This window comes from Streptomyces sp. SID5643 (assembly GCF_009872555.1).
Classification (GTDB): domain Bacteria; phylum Actinomycetota; class Actinomycetes; order Streptomycetales; family Streptomycetaceae; genus Streptomyces; species Streptomyces iakyrus.
This window is the reverse complement of record NZ_WWIC01000369.1, coordinates 1-22,953: the sequence shown is the minus strand read 5'-3', so window position 1 is coordinate 22,953 and position 22,953 is coordinate 1. Positions and strand designations below refer to the sequence as shown.

General features: G+C 70.8%; 21 protein-coding genes and 1 pseudogene. 13 read left to right on the top strand and 9 right to left on the bottom strand.

Going from position 1 to position 22,953, the window contains the following annotated elements; all coding sequences use genetic code 11:
• Positions 1-4: 4 nt before the first annotated feature.
• The 7 genes from nadC to GTY56_RS39325 all read left to right on the top strand — a co-directional run bounded on the left by nadC (position 5) and on the right by GTY56_RS39325 (position 4,959).
• Positions 5-979 carry a carboxylating nicotinate-nucleotide diphosphorylase gene (gene nadC, locus GTY56_RS39355; RefSeq protein WP_161370041.1) on the top strand — a complete coding sequence of 325 codons (975 nt, stop codon included), beginning with the start codon at positions 5-7 and terminating at the stop codon, positions 977-979.
• 16 nt (positions 980-995) lie between these two features.
• Positions 996-1,793, top strand: coding sequence for a type III pantothenate kinase (locus GTY56_RS39350; protein WP_033310333.1), 798 nt, complete (start codon positions 996-998; stop codon positions 1,791-1,793).
• A gap of 543 nt (positions 1,794-2,336) precedes the next feature.
• Complete coding sequence (locus GTY56_RS39345) at positions 2,337-2,987, top strand: hypothetical protein (protein ID WP_202511347.1); 651 nt, start codon at positions 2,337-2,339, stop codon at positions 2,985-2,987.
• Positions 2,988-3,005: 18 nt separating this feature from the next.
• A complete protein-coding gene (locus GTY56_RS39340) occupies positions 3,006-3,191 on the top strand; it encodes a hypothetical protein (RefSeq protein ID WP_161370040.1) in 186 nt (61 codons plus the stop codon).
• A gap of 183 nt (positions 3,192-3,374) precedes the next feature.
• Positions 3,375-3,812, top strand: coding sequence for a BlaI/MecI/CopY family transcriptional regulator (locus GTY56_RS39335; RefSeq protein ID WP_202511355.1), 438 nt, complete (start codon positions 3,375-3,377; stop codon positions 3,810-3,812).
• A 9-nt stretch (positions 3,813-3,821) separates the two neighbouring features.
• On the top strand, positions 3,822-4,355 hold the full coding sequence (locus GTY56_RS39330) for an amino-acid N-acetyltransferase (protein WP_161370038.1): 534 nt from the start codon (positions 3,822-3,824) through the stop codon (positions 4,353-4,355).
• 268 nt (positions 4,356-4,623) lie between these two features.
• Positions 4,624-4,959, top strand: coding sequence for an Lsr2 dimerization domain-containing protein (locus GTY56_RS39325; RefSeq protein ID WP_161370037.1), 336 nt, complete (start codon positions 4,624-4,626; stop codon positions 4,957-4,959).
• Here GTY56_RS39325 and GTY56_RS39320 read toward each other — a convergent pair whose 3' ends face one another.
• Complete coding sequence (locus tag GTY56_RS39320; RefSeq protein WP_161370036.1) at positions 4,960-5,637, bottom strand: SCO3374 family protein; 678 nt, start codon at positions 5,635-5,637, stop codon at positions 4,960-4,962.
• 430 nt (positions 5,638-6,067) lie between these two features.
• Here GTY56_RS39320 and GTY56_RS39310 point away from each other — a divergent pair, with 430 nt between their 5' ends.
• Positions 6,068-8,593 (top strand): ATP-dependent Clp protease ATP-binding subunit, encoded by a 2,526-nt coding sequence (locus GTY56_RS39310; RefSeq protein WP_161370035.1) that lies wholly within the window; start codon positions 6,068-6,070, stop codon positions 8,591-8,593.
• Between the two features lie 144 nt (positions 8,594-8,737).
• On the opposite strand, the gene GTY56_RS39305 is transcribed toward GTY56_RS39310, so the two are convergent.
• Together GTY56_RS39305 and GTY56_RS39300 are read right to left on the bottom strand one after the other, a co-directional pair.
• A complete protein-coding gene (locus GTY56_RS39305) occupies positions 8,738-11,800 on the bottom strand; it encodes an NACHT domain-containing protein (protein WP_161370034.1) in 3,063 nt (1,020 codons plus the stop codon).
• A 60-nt stretch (positions 11,801-11,860) separates the two neighbouring features.
• Complete coding sequence (locus GTY56_RS39300) at positions 11,861-12,505, bottom strand: HAD family acid phosphatase (RefSeq protein WP_161370033.1); 645 nt, start codon at positions 12,503-12,505, stop codon at positions 11,861-11,863.
• Between the two features lie 440 nt (positions 12,506-12,945).
• Here GTY56_RS39300 and GTY56_RS39295 point away from each other — a divergent pair, with 440 nt between their 5' ends.
• Positions 12,946-13,671 carry a M23 family metallopeptidase gene (locus tag GTY56_RS39295; RefSeq protein ID WP_161370032.1) on the top strand — a complete coding sequence of 242 codons (726 nt, stop codon included), beginning with the start codon at positions 12,946-12,948 and terminating at the stop codon, positions 13,669-13,671.
• Positions 13,672-13,696: 25 nt separating this feature from the next.
• Here the strand turns inward: GTY56_RS39295 and GTY56_RS39290 are convergent, their stop codons facing one another.
• Positions 13,697-14,293, bottom strand: coding sequence for a TetR/AcrR family transcriptional regulator (locus GTY56_RS39290; RefSeq protein ID WP_161370031.1), 597 nt, complete (start codon positions 14,291-14,293; stop codon positions 13,697-13,699).
• Between the two features lie 136 nt (positions 14,294-14,429).
• Here GTY56_RS39290 and GTY56_RS39285 point away from each other — a divergent pair, with 136 nt between their 5' ends.
• The 4 genes and pseudogenes from GTY56_RS39285 to GTY56_RS39270 all read left to right on the top strand — a co-directional run bounded on the left by GTY56_RS39285 (position 14,430) and on the right by GTY56_RS39270 (position 18,355).
• Positions 14,430-16,007, top strand: a complete 1,578-nt coding sequence (locus GTY56_RS39285; RefSeq protein WP_161370030.1) for an MDR family MFS transporter — start codon at positions 14,430-14,432, stop codon at positions 16,005-16,007.
• 166 nt (positions 16,008-16,173) lie between these two features.
• Positions 16,174-16,284, top strand: a pseudogene (locus GTY56_RS39280) (AraC family transcriptional regulator); the annotation flags it as partial.
• Between the two features lie 173 nt (positions 16,285-16,457).
• A complete protein-coding gene (locus tag GTY56_RS39275; protein WP_161370029.1) occupies positions 16,458-17,681 on the top strand; it encodes an RNA-guided endonuclease InsQ/TnpB family protein in 1,224 nt (407 codons plus the stop codon).
• A 227-nt stretch (positions 17,682-17,908) separates the two neighbouring features.
• The gene (locus GTY56_RS39270) at positions 17,909-18,355 is read left to right on the top strand and encodes a VOC family protein (RefSeq protein ID WP_161370028.1); all 447 of its coding nucleotides are present in this window, start codon (positions 17,909-17,911) and stop codon (positions 18,353-18,355) included.
• 37 nt (positions 18,356-18,392) lie between these two features.
• On the opposite strand, the gene cseC is transcribed toward GTY56_RS39270, so the two are convergent.
• The 5 genes from cseC to GTY56_RS39245 all read right to left on the bottom strand — a co-directional run.
• Complete coding sequence (gene cseC / locus GTY56_RS39265) at positions 18,393-19,742, bottom strand: two-component system sensor histidine kinase CseC (RefSeq protein WP_161370027.1); 1,350 nt, start codon at positions 19,740-19,742, stop codon at positions 18,393-18,395.
• 14 nt (positions 19,743-19,756) lie between these two features.
• A complete protein-coding gene (cseB, locus tag GTY56_RS39260; RefSeq protein ID WP_053673912.1) occupies positions 19,757-20,458 on the bottom strand; it encodes a two-component system response regulator CseB in 702 nt (233 codons plus the stop codon).
• Positions 20,459-20,586: 128 nt separating this feature from the next.
• Positions 20,587-21,240: a hypothetical protein gene (locus GTY56_RS39255; RefSeq protein ID WP_346345680.1), complete on the bottom strand. Its 654-nt coding sequence runs from the start codon at positions 21,238-21,240 to the stop codon at positions 20,587-20,589.
• Entirely contained in the window at positions 21,228-21,767 is a 540-nt protein-coding gene (locus tag GTY56_RS39250) for a SigE family RNA polymerase sigma factor (RefSeq protein ID WP_030251439.1), read from the bottom strand. Before GTY56_RS39250 ends, GTY56_RS39255 begins: the two co-directional genes overlap by 13 nt.
• Positions 21,768-22,051: 284 nt before the next feature.
• Positions 22,052-22,953: HhH-GPD family protein (locus tag GTY56_RS39245; protein ID WP_161370026.1), on the bottom strand; the 902-nt coding region annotated here is incomplete at its 5' end.

Genomic DNA, 22,953 nt, shown 5'->3' with positions numbered 1-22,953 from the left:
CGACGTGAGCACCCCCGACCTTCCCCTCGCCTCCTCCGGAGGCTGCTCGGACGGCTGCGCCTGCGGCGCGGACGGCGAGGCGTACCTGGAGTGCGGCCTGGACCCCGCACTCGCCCAGCTCCTGGCCGACGCCGGCCTCGACCCCGTCGAGGTCGAGGACATCGCCAACGTCGCCCTCCAGGAGGACCTGGCCCACGGCGTGGACGTGACGACGGTGGCGACCATCCCCGAGGACGCGGTGGCCACGGCCGACTTCACCGCCCGCGAGGCCGGCACCGTGGCCGGGCTGCGCGTCGCCGAGGCGGTCATCTCGGTGGTCTGCGAGGAGGAGCTGGAGATCGAGCGCCACGCCGAGGACGGCGACCGCGTCGAAGCGGGGCAGAAGCTCCTGTCCGTCACCACCCGCACCCGCGACCTCCTCACGGCCGAGCGCAGCGCGCTGAACATCCTGTGCCGCCTGTCGGGCGTCGCGACGGCCACACGCGCGTGGGCGGACGTCCTGGACGGCACCAGGGCCAAGGTCCGTGACACCAGGAAGACCACCCCGGGCCTGCGCTCCCTGGAGAAGTACGCGGTCCGCTGCGGCGGCGGCGTCAACCACCGCATGTCCCTCTCGGACGCGGCGCTCGTCAAGGACAACCACGTGGTCGCGGCGGGCGGCGTCGCCCAGGCCTTCCAGGCGGTCCGCGAACGCTTCCCCGACGTCCCCATCGAGGTCGAGGTCGACACCCTGGACCAGCTCCGCGAGGTCCTGGACGCCGGCGCCGACCTGATCCTGCTGGACAACTTCACGCCGGGCGAGTGCGCGGAGGCCGTCGCGATCGTCCAGGGCCGCGCCGCCCTGGAGGCCTCGGGCCGCCTCACCCTCGACAACGCCAAGGCGTACGCGGACACGGGCGTCGACTACCTGGCCGTGGGGGCCCTCACCCACTCCTCGCCGATCCTGGACATCGGCCTCGACCTGCGGCCGGCGGAGTAGGGAGCGGGTACGGGCCATGCTGCTGACGATCGACGTAGGAAACACCCACACCGTGCTCGGCCTGTTCGACGGCGACGAGATCGTCGAACACTGGCGCATCTCCACCGACGCGCGCCGCACGGCCGACGAGCTGGCGGTCCTCCTCCAGGGCCTGATGGGCATGCACCCGCTCCTCGGCGACGAACTGGGCGACGGCATCGACGGCATCGCCATCTGCGCCACCGTTCCCTCGGTCCTGCACGAACTCCGCGAGGTGACGCGCCGCTACTACGGCGACGTCCCGGCGGTCCTCGTGGAGCCGGGCGTCAAGACGGGCGTCCCGATCCTGACCGACAACCCCAAGGAGGTCGGCGCGGACCGCATCATCAACGCGGTCGCCGCCGTCGAGCTCTACGGCGGCCCCGCGATCGTCGTCGACTTCGGCACGGCGACGACGTTCGACGCGGTCAGCGCGCGCGGCGAGTACGTCGGCGGGGTCATCGCCCCCGGCATCGAGATCTCCGTCGAGGCCCTCGGCGTCCGCGGCGCCCAGCTCCGCAAGATCGAGGTGGCCCGGCCGCGCAGCGTCATCGGCAAGAACACGGTCGAGGCGATGCAGTCGGGCATCATCTACGGCTTCGCCGGCCAGGTCGACGGCGTGGTCAACCGCATGGCCCGCGAGCTGTCACAGGACGCCGACGACGTCACCGTCATCGCGACGGGCGGTCTGGCGCCGATGGTCCTGGGCGAGTCGTCGGTGATCGACGAGCACGAACCGTGGCTGACGCTGATCGGACTGCGGCTGGTCTACGAGCGGAACGTGTCACGCATGTGAGGCCTGCCGGGGGGCAGCGTGCGTGGCGAGGACCAGGCCGCCCCCGGCGGACGAGGACGTGTCCGGCGTCGGGGTCCGGCGCGTCGGGCCGCGGGGTCCGGCCGCGCGCGGTCCAGGGCAGCGAGTGAGCGTATCCGTTCGAAGGGGTCTGCCGGGGGCGGGCGGGGGCGTGCGGCGAGGACCAGGTCGCTGTCCTGCGTCCGGCCCCGGGCAGGGGAGGACGTGTCCGGCGCGCCGGGTCCGGCCGCGCGCGGTCCACGGCGGGGAATGCGCGCATCCGTTCGAAGGGGTCTGCCGGGGTCTGCCGGGGCGGGCGGGGGCGGGCGGCGAGGACCAGGTCGCTGTCCTGCGTCCGGCCCCGGGCAGGGGAGGACGTGTCCGGCGCGCCGGGTCCGGCCGCGCGCGGTCCACGGCGGGGAATGCGCACATCCGTTCGAAGGTGTCGGCGGTCGCGTCCGTGACGCTCTGGGCGGGACGAGTGGTCCCCCACGCCACACCCGTCCCCTATGCGAGATTTGTCTGATTAGCGCGTATCGTCGCAGCATGCCCACGCCATACGGATCCCGCGGCGGTCTGGCGTTCGGCGCGGAGGAGCTGCGTGTGCTCCGCCGCGCTCTCGCCCTTGCCCTCCACCCCACCCCTGCCTCGGCCGACGACGTCCAGGACTGTCTCCGTCTCGCAGAGTCGCTCGACGAGGCGCTGCGGGAAGGGGCCAGGCTGCGCGCCTTCCTCGTGGCCGACCTGGGCCGGTACCGCGCCGCCCTCCCCGGCACCACCGCCGGCTACCTCGCGCTCCTGGACGAAGCACTGGGTGCCGGTTACCGCCCCCTGACCGACGACCTCGCGGCCCTGCGCGCCCTGCGCGGCAACCCCGCCGCCGCGGCCCTCCTGGACCGCTGCACCGTCACCCCCCTCACGCCCGCCCCTCTCCCCGCGGTCACCGTCCCCGGCTCCCGCACCCGCCTGCTGGCGCTCCCCGGAGGCCGCCGCGCCTCTGCCGGCGACTCCGCGGGGGACGGCCCGGAGAAGCAGCCCGAGAAGAAGCCCGTACGCAAGCCGCCGGCGCCCAAGCCCGCCCCGGCCCCGGGCACCCCGAAGCCCTCCCGCCCGATCCCCACCCCGGGTGAGGTCTTCCCGCGCCGCAAGCCGGCACCGCCGCCCCCGGCCAACCCCCAGCAGCTCGCCGCGGGCTGACGTGGCTACCCTGGATCCATGGACTACGTCTCCGCGCTCCTGCCCCCGGCCGTCATGGCCGTCTTCTTCATCGGCGTGATCCGGGTGATCGTGAAGACACAGGGCGGCGCCAACAAGGCCAAGGAGGACGCGGCGGTGGACGCCGCCCTCGCGCGCGTCGAGGGTGCCCGGCCCACCGCGGCACCCCCGAAGGCCGACGCCTGATCCCACTCCCTCCGAGGGCGTACGACTCGGCGGACCCGCACCTCGCGGCGCCCGCACTTTCGAGTCGTACGCCCTTTTTGTTCCCGTTCGCCGGTGAAGCGCACGTCCGCCACGCCATAGCCGGGATCTCCCACTATTGTTCTGAGCGTGCCTCGCCCATTGGGAGAACTCGAAGACGCGGTCATGTCGCGGGTGTGGAAGTGGAACCGCCCGGTGACCGTTCGAGAAGTCCTGGAAGATCTTCAGAAGGAGCGGTCCATCGCGTACACCACCGTGATGACCGTTTTGGACAATCTCCATCAGAAGGGCTGGGTGCGCCGCGAGGCGGAAGGCCGCGCCTATCGATATGAGGCCGTCTCCACCCGCGCCGCCTACGCAGCCGCCCTGATGAACGACGCCTGGTCGCAGAGCGACAACCCCGCAGCCGCTCTCGTCGCCTTCTTCGGCATGATGAGCGAGGAACAGCGCCGTTCGCTCAGCGATGCCGTACGCATCGTCCAGGGCCCGGAAACCCAGGAACCGACCGAACCGTCGGAATCCGCAGAACCGGCCGAACGAACGGAACCCCCGCAAGGGCTCCCGGAGAACCCCGCCTCCGCTCAGGACGACGGCGGGCGATAGCGTCCGGTCATGTCCGCGAAGAGCCCCGAAGTCACCGCAAAAGCCATCACCGTCCGGCGGGCCCGCACCAGCGATGTCCCGGCCGTGCGCCGCCTCCTTGACGCCTACGTCCGCGGCGGCATCCTGCTCGACAAAGCGACGGTGACGCTTTACGAGGACATCCAGGAGTTCTGGGTCGCGGAACGGGACGACAACGCCGAGGTCGTCGGCTGCGGTGCGCTGCACGTGATGTGGGAAGACCTCGCGGAAGTCCGCACTCTCGCGGTGAAGCCCGGCCTGAAGGGGGCGGGCGTCGGGCACCGGGTGCTGGAGAAGTTGCTGCAGACCGCCCGCTGGCTCGGCGTTCGCCGTGTTTTCTGCCTGACCTTCGAAGTCGACTTCTTCACCAAGCACGGCTTCGTGGAGATCGGCGAGACGCCCGTCGACACGGATGTCTACGCGGAGCTGCTGCGTTCCTATGACGAGGGTGTCGCGGAGTTCCTCGGACTCGAACGAGTGAAACCGAACACCTTGGGCAACAGCCGGATGCTTCTGCATCTGTGATCGTCGGCCGCAAGAGGGCCGCAAGAGCGTCCGGCCGGTTCGTCAAGGCATATTCCGCGACGCCCGCCCCTGCCCCGGTGCCCTATGTCCGAAACGCGCACGTTTCCGGACCGAGTCCGGGCTGCCGGTCTCTGCCGGGGGTTTGTGTTTTCCCGGCAAAAGCGGTTTGCTTTCCGAGGTACTGCAGTACTGCATATAACAGGGGACGGCGATACGGCGGACGCCGGCACTCCCCCGGCCCTTGAAGATATCGATGAAAGGAAATCCGGTGGCACAGAAGGTTCAGGTCCTTCTTGTCGACGACCTCGACGGTGGCGAGGCGGACGAGACCGTGACGTTCGCGCTGGACGGCAAGACGTACGAGATCGATCTCACCACTGCCAATGCGGACAAGCTCCGTGGCCTTCTCGATCCTTACGTGAAGGGCGGTCGTCGTACCGGAGGCCGTGCTTCGGGCGGGCGCGGAAAGGCGCGCGCCGCTTCGGGCGGCAGCCAGGACACCGCGGCGATCCGCGCCTGGGCGAAGGAGAACGGCTACGAGGTCAACGACCGCGGCCGTGTTCCCGCGACCATCCGCGAGGCTTACGAGAAGGCCAACGGCTGATCAGCGGCACTGCCGACCCTGCGCAGGCAAGGCCGGTGGCTGGGCGCCCGCACGCCGCAGCCGGACCCGGTGGCACTGGGTGGCCACCGTGTTCACCAGCCGCACGAGACCGGGGGCGTTCCCACCGCCCCCCAGCGCCGACAGCGTCGGCAGCGAGGCCTCGACCTCGCATCCCGGCTCGGGGGGCCGCAGCCACACGGCGGCCCCCTGGGAACCGGCCCGGCCCGGGCGGCCGGGCGGCGGTGACGCGCCCCTGAGCGGTCCGTCCCCCTCCTCGCGGGGCACCGGGCGCGACGGCGCCGCCATGACACCGCCCGTCCCGATGGCCCCGAGATCCAGCGGCAGGGACCCCCAGTCCAGCCACTCCAGCAGCCCGGGAAGCTCCGCCGCGCTGCCCGCGGCCACCAGGAACAGCACCCGGTCGCCGTCCAGGGCGACGGGAGAGCCCGGCGCCAGGCGCCGCAGCGCCGCGTGGCCCGCCTCCGCGGGGACGTCCAGGACGTCGTAACGCACCCCCACCGCCAGCCGCAGCGGATCGCCGGGCACCGTCGGCCACCCCAGTTCGTTCTCGTACCACCGCCGGACCTGACCGCTCGCGCCGGCCGCGTCGAGCGGACGGCGGGGGAGCGGAAGGAGCCGGGATGCGGACGCGGTCACGGGGTGAGGGGCGCCGAACATGCCAAGCGCAACAGCCGGGGGACCGTGAAAGTTACGCTGGGTGGCGCCGCGAGTGCGTGGCGTGGCGAAATGGGGGCGTGCGGGGAGCGCGGGGAGGCGCAAGGTTGTTCGCCCGTAGCGGAGGGAACGGGGGCGCTCGGCATGGACTTCCGGCCCTCGCGGGTAAGACATCCCTAGTGGGAGGGGGCGACACGCAGAAAAGGACGTCTCACGTTCGCCATCGGCGTACTGGCGAGTGGGGTATCTGCCTGGCCTGCGGGAACATCGTCTCGCACCATCGGGTTGGAGCAGATGTCGGCGTTCGGGGTCAGGAGGCCAAGGACGGTGTCGGCAGTTGGAATGAGCGGTCCCCGCTTGCGGGACTAAGCTGCGGAAGGACAGGGAGGGGAAGTTCCCCCCACTGCCTGACCGCTCTGAGGAGCGATTAACGATGTTCGAGAGGTTCACCGACCGCGCGCGGCGGGTTGTCGTCCTGGCTCAGGAAGAAGCCCGGATGCTCAACCACAACTACATCGGCACTGAGCACATCCTCCTGGGCCTGATCCACGAGGGTGAAGGTGTCGCCGCCAAGGCCCTTGAGAGCCTCGGGATTTCGCTCGAGGCGGTCCGCCAGCAGGTGGAGGAGATCATCGGCCAGGGCCAGCAGGCCCCGTCCGGCCACATCCCCTTCACCCCCCGTGCCAAGAAGGTCCTGGAGCTGTCGCTCCGCGAGGCCCTTCAGCTGGGCCACAACTACATCGGCACGGAGCACATCCTGCTCGGCCTGATCCGCGAGGGCGAGGGCGTCGCCGCCCAGGTCCTCGTGAAGCTGGGCGCAGATCTCAACCGGGTGCGGCAGCAGGTCATCCAGCTGCTCTCCGGTTACCAGGGCAAGGAGACCGCCGCCGCCGGCGGTCCTGCCGAGGGCACGCCCTCCACGTCCCTGGTCCTCGACCAGTTCGGCCGGAACCTCACCCAGGCCGCTCGTGAGTCCAAGCTCGACCCGGTCATCGGGCGCGAGAAGGAGATCGAGCGGGTCATGCAGGTGCTGTCCCGCCGTACCAAGAACAACCCGGTCCTGATCGGTGAGCCCGGCGTCGGCAAGACCGCCGTCGTCGAGGGCCTCGCCCAGGCCATCGTCAAGGGCGAGGTGCCCGAGACCCTCAAGGACAAGCACCTCTACACCCTGGACCTCGGCGCCCTGGTCGCCGGCTCCCGCTACCGCGGTGACTTCGAGGAGCGCCTGAAGAAGGTCCTCAAGGAGATCCGCACCCGCGGCGACATCATCCTGTTCATCGACGAGCTGCACACGCTGGTCGGTGCGGGTGCCGCCGAGGGCGCCATCGACGCGGCTTCCATCCTGAAGCCGATGCTGGCCCGCGGTGAGCTGCAGACCATCGGTGCCACCACGCTGGACGAGTACCGCAAGCACCTGGAGAAGGACGCGGCCCTGGAGCGCCGCTTCCAGCCCATCCAGGTCGCGGAGCCGTCCCTGCCGCACACGATCGAGATCCTCAAGGGTCTGCGCGACCGGTACGAGGCCCACCACCGCGTCTCCATCACCGACGAGGCGCTGGTCCAGGCCGCCACGCTGGCCGACCGGTACATCTCGGACCGCTTCCTGCCGGACAAGGCGATCGACCTGATCGACGAGGCCGGTTCCCGGATGCGCATCCGCCGGATGACCGCGCCGCCGGACCTGCGCGAGTTCGACGAGAAGATCGCCGGCGTCCGCCGGGACAAGGAGTCCGCGATCGACTCGCAGGACTTCGAGAAGGCCGCCTCCCTCCGCGACAAGGAGAAGCAGCTCCTGGCCGCCAAGGCCAAGCGGGAGAAGGAGTGGAAGGCCGGCGACATGGACGTCGTCGCCGAGGTCGACGGCGAGCTGATCGCCGAGGTCCTGGCGACCGCCACCGGCATCCCGGTCTTCAAGCTGACCGAGGAGGAGTCCTCGCGTCTGCTGCGCATGGAGGACGAGCTCCACAAGCGGGTCATCGGCCAGAACGACGCCGTCAAGGCGCTGTCGAAGGCGATCCGCCGTACGCGTGCCGGTCTGAAGGACCCCAAGCGCCCCGGTGGCTCGTTCATCTTCGCCGGCCCGTCCGGTGTCGGTAAGACCGAGCTGTCCAAGGCACTCGCCGAGTTCCTCTTCGGCGACGAGGACGCGCTGATCTCCCTCGACATGTCGGAGTTCAGCGAGAAGCACACGGTCTCGCGTCTCTTCGGTTCGCCCCCCGGCTACGTGGGCTACGAAGAGGGCGGCCAGCTGACGGAGAAGGTCCGCCGCAAGCCGTTCTCGGTCGTCCTGTTCGACGAGGTCGAGAAGGCCCACCCGGACATCTTCAACTCGCTGCTCCAGATCCTGGAGGACGGTCGCCTGACCGACTCCCAGGGCCGGGTCGTGGACTTCAAGAACACGGTCATCATCATGACGACCAACCTCGGCACCCGGGACATCTCCAAGGGCTTCAACCTGGGCTTCGCCGCCCAGGGTGACACCAAGTCCAACTACGAGCGCATGAAGAACAAGGTCTCGGACGAGCTCAAGCAGCACTTCCGGCCCGAGTTCCTCAACCGCGTCGACGACGTGGTCGTCTTCCCGCAGCTCAGCCAGGACGACATCCTCAAGATCGTCGACCTGATGATCGGCAAGGTGGACGAGCGCCTGAAGGACCGGGACATGGGCATCGAGCTCTCCCAGTCCGCCAAGGAACTGCTGTCCAAGAAGGGCTACGACCCCGTGCTGGGCGCGCGTCCGCTGCGTCGCACCATCCAGCGCGAGATCGAGGACTCGCTGTCGGAGAAGATCCTCTTCGGCGAGCTGCGCCCCGGTCACATCGTGGTCGTCGACACGGAGGGCGAGGGCGAGACCAAGACCTTCACCTTCCGCGGCGAGGAGAAGGCGGCCCTCCCGGACGTCCCGCCGATCGAGCAGGCGGCCGGTGGCTCGGGTCCGAACCTGAGCAAGGACGCGTAAGCGTCACGGCCGAGTGAGAGGGGCCGGTGCCTTCCGGGGCACCGGCCCCTTTTCCGTGCCCGTGCCGCCGTGCCCGTGCCGCGCCGTGCCCGGGCCCCCGTGCCCGGGCCCCCGTGCCCGCGCCCCGTGCCCCCGTGCCCGGGGTCAGATGCGGAAGACCTCGGCGGCGGGGAAGAGCTCGGCGTAGGAGTCGAGGGACTCCGCACGGTCGACCGGGGTGGCGACGCCCACGGTGCGAAGGCCCGGCAGGCGGGAGGCGAGGATCCGCAGCGCTTCCGGGGGCGGGGGATTCGTGAGGAACTGGAGGTCCCGGACACCGGGAAGTTCCGGCATGGCGTCGTGCGCGTACGCCTCGGGCTCCCCGTAGAGCGACAGCGTCGTGAGGGCCGGGAGGCCGGCCACCTCGGACCAGTCCTCGGCACCGAGGCACTGCGCGCCGGACACGCCGAACGCGAGGGACTGGAGCGTGGGCCACCGGGTCAGGCCGCGCAGCCCCGTCGAGCGGATGGACCCCATCCCCAGGAAGAGACTCAGCAGGGGCGCCTCGACCGGGAGGACGTCGGTGAGGACGTCCCCCGGAAGGCTCTGGGCGATGGAGAGCCGTGTGAGCCGCGTCAGCGACGCCAGCCCGGTGAGGTCCGCCCCGCGGTCGAAGACCGACAGGTCGGTGAGCGGCAGGTCCGCCAGGCTCGACAGGCCCACGGCGTCCGGGCAGCGCTGGAGCCACAGGGAGGTCAGGGACCGGAACGCCCGGAGCTCCCCCAGGTGCCCGAGGCCCGGGTTGTTCCGCAGGTGCAGCAGGCGGACCTCCCCGGGGTCGGGGACGCAGTCGATGAGCGCGGCCGCGGTGAGCGGGCCGTCGAACCGCAGCCTGTGCCAGGGGCGCATCAAGCGGAGCGCCGCCCTCTGCTCGGCCGACTCGCAGACCAGCGAGAGACCGTCCCGCTCCAGGTGGTCGAGCACCTCGACGGCGTACTCGCGCGTGTCGAAGCGGCTCCAGGTGCCGGCCAGCTGGCGCCGTACATCCAGATCCCGATGGCCGCGGAAGCGGCGCAGCACCGCCAGGGCGCCCTCGTCCTCCTCCGCCCCGAGGAGTGAGGCGGTGACGGCGACGCCGTGGGCCTCCTCGGCGGTCAGTCCCTCCGGCCCGGGCAGCAGCTCCAGGACGAGCGGGCCCGCCTCCGCGAGGGCCTTCGCCTCGTCCGTCGTACGCGGAGGAACGAGCGCCCCGGCCCGTTCCTCCACCTCCGCCCGCACCCCGGGGTCAAGGGCGGCGGCGTGTTCGAGGCAGGCCAGGGCGAGGAGGGTCAGTCTCGGGGTGCCCTCGGCCAGCAGCCGGCGCAACAGGGTCGCTCGTTCCCGGGGGCGGGCGTGCGCGACCGCCATGCGGATCACGTCCTCCCAGAGGCTGTCGCCCGCGTGGCCCGTGAGGACGTCCAGATGGCCCTCCTCGACGGCGTACCGGGCGCCCAGGTAGTCCTGGAAGGTGCGGTGGACGAAGTCGACGACGCCCTCGCCGGGCCGGCGCAGCAGGCCGCTGCGGAGCAGGAGCGTGCGCAGCACCGCCTCGGCGTCACCCTGGCCCGACCCCGGTGCGACGACCGGCAGGCAGCGGGCCACGATGCCCTCGGCCGTCTCCAGATCCATCTCCGTGTTGCCGCTGAGCACCAGCGCGTAGGCGAGGCGCTGGAGCACCTCCAGCCGGGCCTCCTCGCCCAGCTCGACGCCGTCCACCGCGCCCATGCCCCGTTCCCGGTCACGGCGGGCGAGCAGCATCGCGAGGGCGGCGTCGTACAGCTCCTTGCGTCCGGTGGGCAGGTAGCCCCGCCGCTCCCGGTGCAGGGCGCAGATCAGACCGCACATCAGGGGGTTGGTGGCGAGGCGGGCCAGGTCGCGTTTGGTGCGCAGGGAGTCCAGGAGCTGTGTCTCGTACTCGGGCGCCTGCGCGGCCGCGTGCCAGCGGTGCACGAACGTCGCCACGTCGGCGCGGCGCATCGGGGTGAGGGTCAGTTCCCTGAAGCCCTCGGGGGCCAGCCAGTCCGGGCGTACGGCGGTGGGGCGCGAGGTCAGCAGCCAGTGGTTGCCGGGGAAGGCGTGGATCAGGGCGAGCAGCCAGTCGCGGGTGCGGTGCCGGTCGGCGGCGGGGATCTCGTCCAGGCCGTCGACGAGGACCAGCCCGCGCCCGGCGGCCAGGACGCGCTCCGCCCAGCCCTCCGGCGGGCTGAGAGGGCAGCCCACCGCCGTGAGGAAGGCCGCGGGTGCGGGGAGCGTGCCCGAGCGGACCAGGGTGCGCAGGGGGAGGACGAACGGGACGCGGGTCGCGTCCCGGGCGGCGGTCACCGCCAGCCACTGCACGAGGGTGGTCTTGCCGGAGCCGGCGTCGCCGCGCAGCATGACCCGGTCGTGGCTGCTGAGGGCCTCCTCGGCGGGCAGCCGGGCAGCGGCGGTGGCGGCGCCCGTGTGCTCGCCCGGCGGCGCGTCGGACACGCCGGTCTGCTCGCCGCTCGTCGCCTCCAGGCTGAGATAGGCGACTTCCAGGGGCCAGCGGTCCGGGGAGTCCCGCAGGTCGATGCCGTAGATGGTGATGTGGTTGTGGCGCTCGGCGACGTACGGCAGGTAGCGGCGTTCGAAGGCGGCGTCACCGGCGAACGGGCGGGGTGTGCGGGTGAGCAGCTCGTCGACCTTGGCGATCAGTTCGGCCTGGCCGCGGGTCTGTTCGACGAGGGAGCGGGCGACGAAGGTGGAGCGGCGGGTGAAGAACTCCAGGATGTTCAGGCACGCCCACTCGGTCGCGTGGTCGAGGAAGTGGCAGGAGTCCGCGCACAGCCCGTCGGGTGCCGGAGCGGCGTGGCGCAGCTTCTCGGCCAGCTCGCGGTGGCCCAGTCGGACCGCCTGGACGTCGTCCATGTCGAGGTCGCCGAGAGCGAGCAGCCTGCGGGCCAGGGTGTCGGTGACCGCGATCCGCTCGTCGGCCGGGAAGGGCGGCTCGCCGGGGGAGTCCACCGCCTGCGTCACGAGCTGCGCGGCGAGCTTGTGGACGTCCCGTTCGTCCAGGGTGCGTTTCTCGCCCCGGAAGGACACGAGAGCGGACAGGCGTACGGGCTTGTCGACCAGGCCCGCTCCCGGTCCGTCCGGGCGGAAGAGCTTCTTCAGCAGCGGGTTCACCAGTGCGGACGCCAGCTTGCCGCCGAGTACCGTCGGATCCAACCGCCTCACCCCCGTGATCGCGTGAACGGGGGTGAGACTACTAGCAGTTGACCAGGCGGGTCAGGACAGCTGCCCGTCGTAGTCCGGCAGCTTGTACGTCTTCTCGGCGTGGCCGCCCGACAGGTCGGTGCTGCTGTTGCCGATGTTCGCGATGATCGTGTAGCCCTTGCGTTCGATGGCGACGCGCTGGGCCGTCTTGTACTCGGCGACGTTCTTGAAGAGGTCGATGAGGTTGCGGACGTGCAGACCCGAGACCTGGTAGCCCGTCTGCTTGAGGTTGTACTCGGTGAACGAGGCGATGATGTCCGGCCGGGCGGTCACGAAGAAGAGGGCGACGCCGCGTTCCTGTGCGTATCTGGCGGCTGCGAGGACCGGCTTGTTGGCCGGTTGCGGGTAGCTGAAGCCGAAGTCCGTCTCCAGCGCGGTGTTGTCGATGTCGAGGACGATGGCCTGCTTCTCGCCCGGCTTCGCGGCCGCGATCCGCTGCTTCAGATAGGGCAGCGCCTGGTCCATCACGGCCTGGCAGTCCTTCTGCCAGGTGCCGTAGTCGACGTCCGCTGCCGCGGCCGTGGTGGTGGCCGTGGAGGCGGCCGTGGAGGCCCGGGTGGCGGTGGTGGCGTCGGCCGGCGCGGCCATCGCCAGGAGGGCTGCGGCCGAGACGGCGGTCACCGATGTACGGCGCAACCAGGGGCGTCGGGTCTGCATGTCGTGGGGGTCCTCTCACGTCCGTGACGCTGCCAACATGTCGTGTGCATGTTCGTGCGCGAGGGTGGCGCGAGGGGAACCGTAGGGTTACCGGACGGTAGGCGCCTAGAGGCGTGCGCCACATTTCAGGAATGGCCGAAGAGTGCCCCCGGTGACATGCGGCACAGGTGATATGTCCGTTACTAGCTGGAATAGTGGTTAACGGAACGGGAGAAAAGGGATTCTTGCCCCGGAGGGAGGGTGGAAGTGCGGGCCAGTGCCCTGTTTTGTCCCGTATGACTGCTGTGTCAAGAGACGTAGAACACTGAACCAAATTACTAAAGAGCGTCGTAGATCACGCTTTTGGGGGTTTGTCGAGACCCGGGTTACCAAGGGATGGCCACACGGCGAGCGACTGTGCGCCGGGTGGTTTTCTCCGTCCCCTTCCATACGAGGTTTCGATGTCCCAGCGCGTCACGTCCCGTTCTTCCCGTACGTCCCAGCTCCGCACCCGTGCGACCGTGCTGGCCGCCGGCCTTGGTGTCTCGGTCGCACTGGGAGCCGGGGTCGCGTCCGCCGCCGACACCACGGCCGCGTCCGGTGCCGCCAGTGCCGTCCAGGCGCAGGCCGCCGCCCAGGCCAAGGCCGCCAAGGCCGAGGCCGTGAAGGCCGAGAAGGCCGCCAAGGCCGCCGCCGCGAAGAAGGCCGCCGAGAAGAAGGCCGCTGCCGAGAAGGCGGCCGCCAAGAAGGCCGCCAAGAAGGCCGCCCCCTCCTGGGTCGACCCGGTGAAGAAGTACAAGCTCTCCGCGTCCTTCGCCCAGAACGGCGGCATGTGGCAGTCCACCCACAGCGGTCAGGACTTCGCCGTGCCGAGCGGCACCCAGGTCGTCGCCACCCACGGCGGCACCGTGGTCAAGGCCGGCGGCAACGGCGCCGGTGACGGCCCCGCGTACGGCAACGCCGTCGTGATCAAGCACGGCAACGGCACGTACTCCCAGTACGCCCACCTGTCGAAGGTCACCGTGCACGTCGGCCAGATCGTCAAGACCGGCCAGGAGATCGCCAAGTCCGGCAACACCGGCAACTCCAGCGGTCCGCACCTGCACTTCGAGATCCGCACGACCCCGAACTACGGGTCTGCGGTCGACCCGGTGAAGTTCCTGCGCGCCAAGGGCGTGAAGGTCTGACCCGGCCCCGCGCCGCCCGAGCCCGCTAGGAGCCCCCGGCTGCCCGGTGGGCCTGGGCCACCAGGTCCGTGGCGACCTCGAGGACGGCCTTGTGCCGTTCCTCGGGGTCGTCTCCCACGTCCTGGAGCAGGAACATCCCGGCGTGCAGCGTGAAGATCGCGCTCGCGCAGCGGACCTGGTCGACCAGGTCCGCGTCCGGGTCGACGATGATGTCGCGCAGGCTGTGCACGCGCGCCTTGACGGATTCGCCGATCCGCAGGTCCCGTACCGACGCCTGGTTGTCGTGCATGAAGCGGAACAGCGGTGCCGCCTGGGCGAGCGTGTCGGCGTAGCGGCGGATGATCTCCTGCTTGGTCTCCAGCGTGTGCGGCTGCTGCCGGCCCCACTCGATCAGGTCCTCGATCGGCTGGGTGAGGTCCTCGAAGATGCTGACGAGGATCTCTTCCTTCGTCTTGAAGTGGTAGTAGAGCGCCGCTTTGGTGACCTCCAGGCGCTCGGCGATCTCGCGCAGGGAGGTCTTCTCGTAGCCCTGCTCGGCGAAGAGTTCGAGGGCCACGTCCTGGATGCGCCGGCGGGTGTCCCCGCGGCGCCGCTGCTTGGTGCCGTCCATGGTGCCGCCCATCCTCCTACGCCCCCCGCTTTCCATAAAACTTACTTGACGCCCGGCTAGTTCCCGGTCTAGCTTCCGAGTGTAGTCACTAGCCGGTCGGCAAGTAAGTAGCAATGGCGAGTAGCGGTAGCTGGGGGAGTGGGAAGCGATGACGGACACGACGGACACACCGGCGGCCGACGCGAAACAGCCCAAGAGCGTGCGGGTGGTGCTGCTCGCCCTGATGATCGCCATGATGCTGGCGATGCTCGACAACATGATCATCGGTACGGCGATGCCGACGATCGTCGGTGAGCTGGGCGGGCTCGAACACCTCTCCTGGGTGGTCACCGCCTACACCCTCGCGACGGCGGCCTCCACTCCCCTGTGGGGCAAGCTCGGCGACATGTACGGCCGCAAGGGCACGTTCCTGTCGTCCATCGTCCTCTTCCTCATCGGCTCCGCGCTCAGCGGCATGGCCCAGAACATGGGTGAGCTGATCGGCTTCCGCGCCGTGCAGGGCCTCGGCGCCGGCGGCCTGATGGTCGGTGTCATGGCGATCATCGGCGACCTGATCCCGCCCCGGGAGCGCGGCAAGTACCAGGGCATGATGGCCGGCGTCATGGCGCTGGCGATGATCGGCGGTCCGCTGGTCGGCGGCACCATCACCGACAACTGGGGCTGGCGCTGGGCCTTCTACATCAACCTGCCGCTCGGCGCGGTCGCGCTGGTCGCCGTCAGCGCGGTGCTGCACCTGCCGAAGAAGCGCTCCAAGGCGCGGATCGACTACCTGGGCGCCGCGCTGCTGACCGTCGGCATCACCGCGATCGTGCTCGTGACGACCTGGGGCGGCACCGAGTACGCCTGGGACTCCGCGCGGATCATGGAGCTGATCGGCATCGGGGTCGCCGCGCTGGTCGGTTTCGTGTTCTGGCAGACCAGGGCCGCCGAGCCGGTGCTGCCGCTGCACATCTTCCGCAGCCTCAACTTCACGCTGATGTCGGTCATCGGCTTCATCACCGGCTTCGTGATGTTCGGCGCCACGCTCTTCCTGCCGCTGTACCAGCAGTCCGTGCAGGGCGCCTCCGCGACCAACTCCGGGCTGCTGCTCCTGCCGATGCTCGGCGCGATGCTGGCGACCTCGATGGTCGCCGGGCGGGTGACCACGAACACCGGCAGGTACAAGGTCTTCCCGGTCGCAGGCAGCGCGCTGATGATCGTCGGTCTGTATCTGCTCTCCACCATGGACACCGGGACCTCCCGCCTGACGTCCGGGGTCTTCATGGCCGTGGTCGGACTCGGCATGGGCTGCCTGATGCAGATCACCATGCTGGTCGCGCAGAACAGCGTGGAGATGAAGGACATGGGCGTCGCGTCCTCGTCGACCACCCTGTTCCGTACGCTCGGCTCCTCCTTCGGCGTCGCGATCATGGGCGCGCTGTTCAACAACCGCGTCCAGGACGTCATGAGCGAGCGGGCCGGGGCGCTGGGCTCCAAGGTGACCGAGCAGTCGGCCCAGCTCGACGCGAAGAGCCTGGAGAAGCTGCCGGTGCTGGCCCGGGAGGCGTACCAGCACGCGGTGTCCGCCGGCACCCACTCGGCGTTTCTGCTCGGCGCCGTGGTCGCGGTGGTCGCCCTCGCGGGGGCCGTGTTCGTGAAGGAGGTGCCGCTGCGGGGAGCGGGGCCGAAGGAGGACGGCCCGCAGGACGCCCCGGCGGCGCAGCCGCCCGTGGCCGAGACCGTCTGACCGCACAGCAGGAGGCCCCCGGGAGTGTCCGCCCGGGGGCTTGGCATGCCCGGCCGCCGCAGGTCGCATCACCCGTCGTGCCCGTTGCCGGTGCGAGCCGGGACCGCACCGCCCGTCGCGCCCGGGCCGGGAACCGTTGTCAGACCCCCGTGCCACCATCGGTCGCATGGACAAGACGCGCCGGATCCGGCTCGCCAAGGACGCCATGGACCGGGACTGGGCCGACCCCGGGCTCGACTTGGACACCGTGGCCGCGCACGCCGGGTACTCGCGCTACCGGGGTTCAGTCGCAGTGCTCCGGCTTTCAGGCCGGGGGTGAAGCGAATCTCGTGGTGGCGACGCGGAGCGTCGCGGTGTCGTCCCGGCGGAGCCGGGCAGTGCACGCCACGGTGACATCTTGCGCAAACGTTCCCGACGACAGTGGATGTTCGGGCTTCTAAGGTGATCGTCATGCAGCTTCGGTACGCCTTCAGGTTGTACCCCGACACCGTCCAGCAAGCCGCGTTGGCGAAGGCGTTCGGGTGTGCCCGTGTCGTGTTCAACGACGCGGTACGTGCCCGCGAGGACGCCCGCAAGGCCGGGCAGCCGGTCCCGACGGCCGGTGAGCTGTCGAGGAAGCTGATCACCGAGGCGAAGCGGACAGCCGGGCGGTCCTGGCTGGGGGAGGTCTCCGCGGTGGTGCTCCAGCAGTCCCTGCGGGACGCCGAGGCCGCCTACCGCAACTTCTTCGCCTCACTCAAGGGCGCCCGCAAGGGCCCGAGACTGGGAGCGCCCCGTCTCAAGTCCCGCAAGGATGCCCGGCAGTCGATCCGGTTCACCGCCAACGCCCGCTGGAGCATCACCGACAGGGGTCGTCTGAACCTGCCGAAGATCGGGGCGGTGAAGGTGAAGTGGTCCCGCACCCTGCCCGCCACCCCGTCATCGGTCACCGTCGTCAAGGACGCGGCGGGCAGGTTCTTCGCCTCCTTCGTCATCGACACCGACCCGGACGCCGACGCGATGCGGATGCCCGCAACCGACCGCACCGTCGGCATCGATCTCGGCCTCACGCATTTCGCCGTCCTGTCCGACGGCACGAAGATCGATTCCCCGCGTTTCCTGCGGCGCGCGGAGAAGAAGCTGAACAAGGCACAGCGGGAGCTGTCCCGCAAGCAGAAGGGATCGAAGAACCGGGCCAGGGCCCGCCTGAAGGTCGCCCGCGCCCACGCCAAGGTCGCCGACGCTCGACGCGAGTTCCACCACCAGCTCTCCACCCGGCTGATCTCCGAGAACCAAGGGATCGCCGTGGAGGACCTGTCGGTGGCGGGACTGGGGCGTACCAGGCTGGCCAAGTCCGTGCACGACGCCGGATGGTCCTCGTTCATCGGCATGCTGACGTACAAGGCGGAACGGTACGGGCGCACCCTGGTGAAGATCGGCCGGTTCGAACCGACCTCCCGGACCTGCCACGCCTGCGGCGTTGTGGACGGGCCCAAACCCCTGAACGTGCGGGAATGGACCTGCAGCGCCTGCGGCAGGGTCCACGACCGGGACCACAACGCCGCGATCAATGTGAAGACGGCCGCCGGACTGGCGGTATCGGCCTGCGGAGCGCCGGTAAGACCGGGAGCGATCCCGGCACAGCGTGAAGAAACAGGAAGCCACGGATTCCCGACCGGAAACCGTGCCGCGTAGCGGCCACGGCAACCGGTGGAGAAGGCCAGAATCCTCGTCCCTTCAGGGCGAGGAGCATGTCAAGCCATGCTCTGGGCCGGCGGCTTCCGCTCCGCGCCCGGCGCCGGCGAGCAGAACCCTTCCGGAGAGGCGCAGCAGCGCAATTCCGGAGAAGCGGGCTGACACCCGCGCTGCCTACCGTGGCAGGGCAGGTACGAGCGGCCGCAGAGCCACAGCAGGAGCACGCCATGATCAAGGGTCTCGCCATCTCGACCGTCTGGGTCCTCGACCAGGACCGGGCGAAGGAGTTCTACACGGAGAAACTGGGCCTGGAGGTCCGTACGGACATGACCATGGGCGAGGGAGGCATGCGCTGGCTGACGGTCGGCTCCCCGAACCAGCCCGAGGTCGAGCTGACGCTCATGGTGCCCGGCGGGCCCGCCATGGACCCGGAGTCCGCCGAGATGCTCAGGAAGCTGGTGACCAAGGGGGCGCTCGGCGCGGGCGTGCTCACCACGGACGACATCCATGGCGACTACAAGAAGCTCAAGGACCGGGGCGTGGAGTTCCTCCAGGAGCCGCAGGAGCGCCCCTACGGCACCGAGGCGCTGTTCCGCGACGACTCGGGCAACTGCTTCTCCTTCACCCAGCCCCGCGAGGGCGGCTTCGACATGGACCAGGACTGGACCTGCTGACCGCGTCGACGCGACCGGTCCCCAAGGCCCCGGAGGCTCACGACCCCGGCAGCATCGGGTAGCTCCCGGTGTTCGTCGGCGCGTGCTCCGGCAGCCACAGCACGGCGACCGCGCCCTCGGCCGGCAGGTGCTCCGGCGTCCCCGGCGTGCGGACGTTGCGGAAGGTCAGCCGGGCGCCCAGCACCCGGGCCTGCCCGGCCGCGATGGTCAGGCCCAGTCCGTGGCCGTGCCCGGCCCGGTCCTTGCTGCCGGTGCGGAAGCGGCTCGGCCCCTCGGCGAGCAGGTCCTCGGGGAAGCCCGGGCCGTGGTCGCGCACGCGGATGACCCGGCCCTCGACGCTGACCTCGACGGGTGGCTTGCCGTGCCGGGCCGCGTTGGCCAGGAGGTTGAACAGGACGCGCTCCAGGCGGCGCGGGTCGGTGGTGACCTCCGACTCGTGCACGATGCGCACCTCGATGGCCGGATCCTTGGCCGCCACCCGCCGGGCGACGAACTCGCCCAGCATGATGTCCTGGAGCTCCGCCCGCTCGGAGGCCCCGTCGAGCCGGGCCACCTCCAGCACGTCCTCGACCAGTGTGCGCATGGCCTTGGCCCGGTCCAGCACCAGCTCGGTCGGGCGTCCGGGGGGCAGCAGTTCCGCGGCGGTGAGCAGCCCGGTCACCGGGGTGCGCAGCTCGTGCGCGATGTCGGCGGTCACCCGCCGCTCGGCCTCGATGCGCTGCCGCAGCGCTACCGCCATGGCGTCCACCGCGCTCGCCAGGTCGTCCGTCTCGTCCCGCACGACCCCGCCCATGGCGTCCCGCACCCGCACGTCCGTCTCGCCGCCCGCGAGCTGGTTGGCTGCGACGGCCGCCTTGCGCAGCCGCCGCGAGAGGTGCCCGCCGATCAGCACCCCGAGCGCGCTGCCGCCGAGGACGACCGCGATCGACCCGATGAGCAGGGCCTGGTCGAGGTCCTGGAGGATGTCGGAGCTGCGGTCGGTGAAGCCCGAGTGCAGGGACATCACCTGACCGTTCTTCAGCGGCACGGCGGCCCATATGTCGGGCGCGTCACCCGGCCGGTCGGCCACGTACGTCGCCCGCTGGCCCGCCTCGACCCGCTCCCGCAGCGCCTGCGGCAGCTCCGGGTCGTTGATCTTGGTGTTGGGGAAGTTCATCCGCCCGGACAGCTCGAAGTTGCGCTGGGCGATCATGATCCGCTCGTCGGCGAGGTCGCGCGCGTTGTCCAGCATCGAGACCCGGGCGGCGTTGTGCACGACGAGGCTCAGCGCGATCGCCACCAGCGCGCCCACCAGTGCGATGGCCGCACTCAGCTTCCATCTGAGGCCCGTACGGATGCCCGCACGCTCCAGGCCAGCGGCGACCAGGCGCCGGAAGTGCCCCCTCATACCCCTGCCCCTGCTCAGGCCTTCAACTTGTAGCCGAAGCCGCGGACCGTCTCGATCCGGTCCTGGCCGATCTTCTGCCGCAGCCGCTGCACATGCACGTCGACGACGCGGGTGTCCCCGCCCCAGCCGTAGTCCCACACCCGCTCCAGCAGCTTGTCGCGGGAGAGCACGGTGCCCGGCGCGGAGGAGAACTCCAGCAGCAGCCGCATCTCGGTCGGCGTCAGCGCCACCGGCTGTCCGGCGCGGCGGACCTCCATGCCCTCGGTGTCGACCTCCAGGTCCCCGAAGGCCAGCACCCCGCCGCTCGCCGGGGCGGCCGGCTCTTCGCCGCGGCCGCCGCCCGCGTGCCCGAAGCGGCGCAGCACCGCGCGGATCCGGGCGACCAGGACCGCGCCGTCGAACGGTTTGGTCACGTAGTCGTCGGCGCCCGCCTCCAGGCCCAGCACGACGTCGATGGAGTCGGCCCGCGCCGACAGCATGATCACCGGGACGGTCGACTCGTCGCGGATGCGGCGGCACAGGCTGACCCCGTCGAGGCCGGGGACCATGACGTCCAGCAGCGCGATGTCGGGGCGGTCCGACCGGAACGCCTCCAGGCCCGAGAGCCCGTCGGGCATGGCGGTGACCACGAAGCCGTCCCGTTCCAGGGCGAGCTGCGTGGCCTCGCGGATGACGTCGTCGTCCTCGACGAACAGGACATGGGTCTGGTCTGCCATCCCGGTGCTCTCAGTCCTTCGTGGTCCGTGGGGTGCGTTCTCCTGCTGGGACGCACGGTCCCTGCGATGCGTTCACCGAGGGATCGGTCCGAGCGGCCCGATCGGTTCACGCGGCCCTTCCGCCCGCGTCAGCCCGCGGGCACCGGTGTCGCGCTGTCGCCGGCGACCTTCCCGTAGTCGTTGTGCGTGCGGTACTTCTCGGTGAAGTGGCCGGAGGTCCATCTGTACGTGATCACGTTCTCCCCGGAGGGGCTCGACACCGGGTCGCCCTTCTCGTACACCTGCTTGGTCACCACCAGGTCCCCGCGGTCGATCTCCGCGTAGACCGGCGGTTCCTCGGCCTTGAACACATTCTCGTACGAGCCGCCCTGCTCGCGGTACACGTAGCTGCCGACACCCACCGCGTCACCGCAGGTCAGCACGTTGACGACGACATCGTCCGCGGAGCCTTTCGTCAGCTTGCCGTAGGAGACGTCGACCGGGTACTCGTCGGCGACGCAGGGCTTCAGATCGCGCTTCACCTCGGGCGCGACCTTCGGGTCGTCCTTGATGAGCGCGACCGCGTTCACGTTGTCGGGGGACTTCGACGGCGCGGCGGACGGGGTGGCGGCGGCGCCCGCGACCGAGTCGGCGTGCGCCGGGCCCTCGTCACGGGCGCCGGTCCCGCCGGCCCCGCACCCGGACACCAAAAGGGCGAGGGCGGTGGGCACGGCCAGTGCCGCACTCACCGCCTGGATACTGCCCCGGGTCCGTGCAGAACCCTCGCCGGTCAGGCCGCGCACCGCTCCCGCTCCTCACGCTCCAGCGCGCGTGCGTCCAGATCGCGGGACTCCAGCTCCTCGCGGAGCCGGGCGAGCGCCCGGTGCAGCGTGCTCTTGACCGTTCCGGCCGACATGCCGAGGGCGGCGGCCGTCTCCTCCGTGGACATCTGCTCCCAGTGTCGCAGCACCACGACACTGCGCTGCTTGGGGGCGAGCACCTTCAGGATGTCCATCAGCAGGGCGCGGTCCGCGTGCTGCTCGGTGGCGTCGTCGACCGAGGCGTCCGGGAGCTGCTCGGTCGGGACCTCCTCCAGCTTCCGCGCCCGCCACCACTCCGTGCGGGTGTTGATCATCACCCGGCGCAGGTAGGCGTCGGCCAGCCGCTTGTCCTCGATGGTCTCCCAGCGGCCGTACGTCCGTACCAGCGCCGTCTGCAGCAGGTCCTGCGCGTCCGTCGGGTCCGGGACCAGGCGGCGGGCACTGCGCAGCAGCGCGTCCTGCCGGGTGCGGACGTACTCCTCGAACTCGAGCACCTCGCCCTGCGCCATGGTGAACCGCCTCCCGTTTCCCCGTTCGGGCCGGCTCCCCGCCGCCCGTGCACTGCCTGTGGTCTTCCGTCGTCCCGTGTCTTCCGGGAACGCATCTGAAGGTACGGAGGCGTTGTCACGGCGCTGTCCGAAGCAGCCTGCGGCCAGCACTCGGCTGTCCGTCGGTTGTGTAACGGAAATCTGAACGGGGTAAAGGCGTGGGAGTTTTGAGGCGGTTTAGGGGCGATTTGTCCACCCCGGATGTTGTGACGAACGACGGCCCTCGGCTGTGGTGGGCCTGTACGTCAGGTCAGCGGCAGCCGGTACAGACCGCCCGCCATCGGCTCCACCAGACCATCGGAGACGAGACCGTCGAGGGCACGGGCCCGCTGCACCGGCTCGTGCCACACCCGGTCCAGAGCGGCCTGCGGCACGGGCCCGTGTGCCTCCCGCAGTACGGCGAGCAGCCGCCCGCGCACCTGCCGGTCGGTGCCCGCGTAGGTCTGGCCCTTGCGCGGCGGACCGTCGTGCTCCGGCTTGCCCGCGAGCCGCCACGCGCACTGCGCGGCGATCGGGCAGCGGTGACACGACTCGCTCTTCGCCGTGCACACCAGCGCGCCCAGCTCCATGGAGGCGGCGGCCCAGCGGGCGGCGGTGGGCTCGTCCTCGGGCAGCAGCGCGCGGGCCAGCTTGCGCTCGGCGGCGGTGGTGGCGTTCGGGGGGTACTGCACACCGGTGACCGCCCGGGCGAAGACCCGGCGCACGTTGGTGTCCAGCACCGGGTGCCGCTGCCCGTAGGCGAAGGAGGCGACGGCGGCGGCCGTGTACTCGCCGATGCCGGGCAGCGCCAGCAGCTGGGCGTGGTCGGCCGGTACGTCACCGCCGTGCCGTTCCGTTATGGCGACGGCGGCGCCGTGCAGCCGCAGCGCACGGCGCGGGTAGCCGAGCCGGCCCCAGGCGCGGACGGCCTCGCCGGGCGCCTCCTTGGCCAGGTCGGCGGGGCGCGGCCAGCGCTCCAGCCACTGCTCGTAGACGGGCAGGACGCGGCTCACCGGCGTCTGTTGCAGCATGAACTCACTGACCATCACCCCCCACGCCCCGGCCTCGGGGCGCCGCCACGGCAGGTCACGGGCGTGTTCGCCGAACCAGTCGATGACGGGGGAGTGCAGGTCCGCTCCGCGGGGCGGACCGGAGGGGGTGTCGGCGG

Coding starts and splice junctions, on each gene's coding strand:
- GTY56_RS39345 (WP_202511347.1), top strand. CDS start 2,337: ATGCCCACGCCATACGGATCCCGCGGCGGTCTGGCGTTCGGCGCGGAG.
- GTY56_RS39335 (WP_202511355.1), top strand. CDS start 3,375: ATGTCGCGGGTGTGGAAGTGGAACCGCCCGGTGACCGTTCGAGAAGTC.
- GTY56_RS39330 (WP_161370038.1), top strand. CDS start 3,822: ATGTCCGCGAAGAGCCCCGAAGTCACCGCAAAAGCCATCACCGTCCGG.
- GTY56_RS39270 (WP_161370028.1), top strand. CDS start 17,909: ATGATCAAGGGTCTCGCCATCTCGACCGTCTGGGTCCTCGACCAGGAC.
- GTY56_RS39275 (WP_161370029.1), top strand. CDS start 16,458: ATGCAGCTTCGGTACGCCTTCAGGTTGTACCCCGACACCGTCCAGCAA.
- GTY56_RS39320 (WP_161370036.1), bottom strand. CDS start 5,637: ATGTTCGGCGCCCCTCACCCCGTGACCGCGTCCGCATCCCGGCTCCTT.
- GTY56_RS39250 (WP_030251439.1), bottom strand. CDS start 21,767: ATGGCGCAGGGCGAGGTGCTCGAGTTCGAGGAGTACGTCCGCACCCGG.
- GTY56_RS39285 (WP_161370030.1), top strand. CDS start 14,430: ATGACGGACACGACGGACACACCGGCGGCCGACGCGAAACAGCCCAAG.
- cseC (WP_161370027.1), bottom strand. CDS start 19,742: ATGAGGGGGCACTTCCGGCGCCTGGTCGCCGCTGGCCTGGAGCGTGCG.
- GTY56_RS39340 (WP_161370040.1), top strand. CDS start 3,006: ATGGACTACGTCTCCGCGCTCCTGCCCCCGGCCGTCATGGCCGTCTTC.
- GTY56_RS39295 (WP_161370032.1), top strand. CDS start 12,946: ATGTCCCAGCGCGTCACGTCCCGTTCTTCCCGTACGTCCCAGCTCCGC.
- cseB (WP_053673912.1), bottom strand. CDS start 20,458: ATGGCAGACCAGACCCATGTCCTGTTCGTCGAGGACGACGACGTCATC.
- GTY56_RS39350 (WP_033310333.1), top strand. CDS start 996: ATGCTGCTGACGATCGACGTAGGAAACACCCACACCGTGCTCGGCCTG.
- GTY56_RS39290 (WP_161370031.1), bottom strand. CDS start 14,293: ATGGGCGGCACCATGGACGGCACCAAGCAGCGGCGCCGCGGGGACACC.
- GTY56_RS39300 (WP_161370033.1), bottom strand. CDS start 12,505: ATGCAGACCCGACGCCCCTGGTTGCGCCGTACATCGGTGACCGCCGTC.
- GTY56_RS39310 (WP_161370035.1), top strand. CDS start 6,068: ATGTTCGAGAGGTTCACCGACCGCGCGCGGCGGGTTGTCGTCCTGGCT.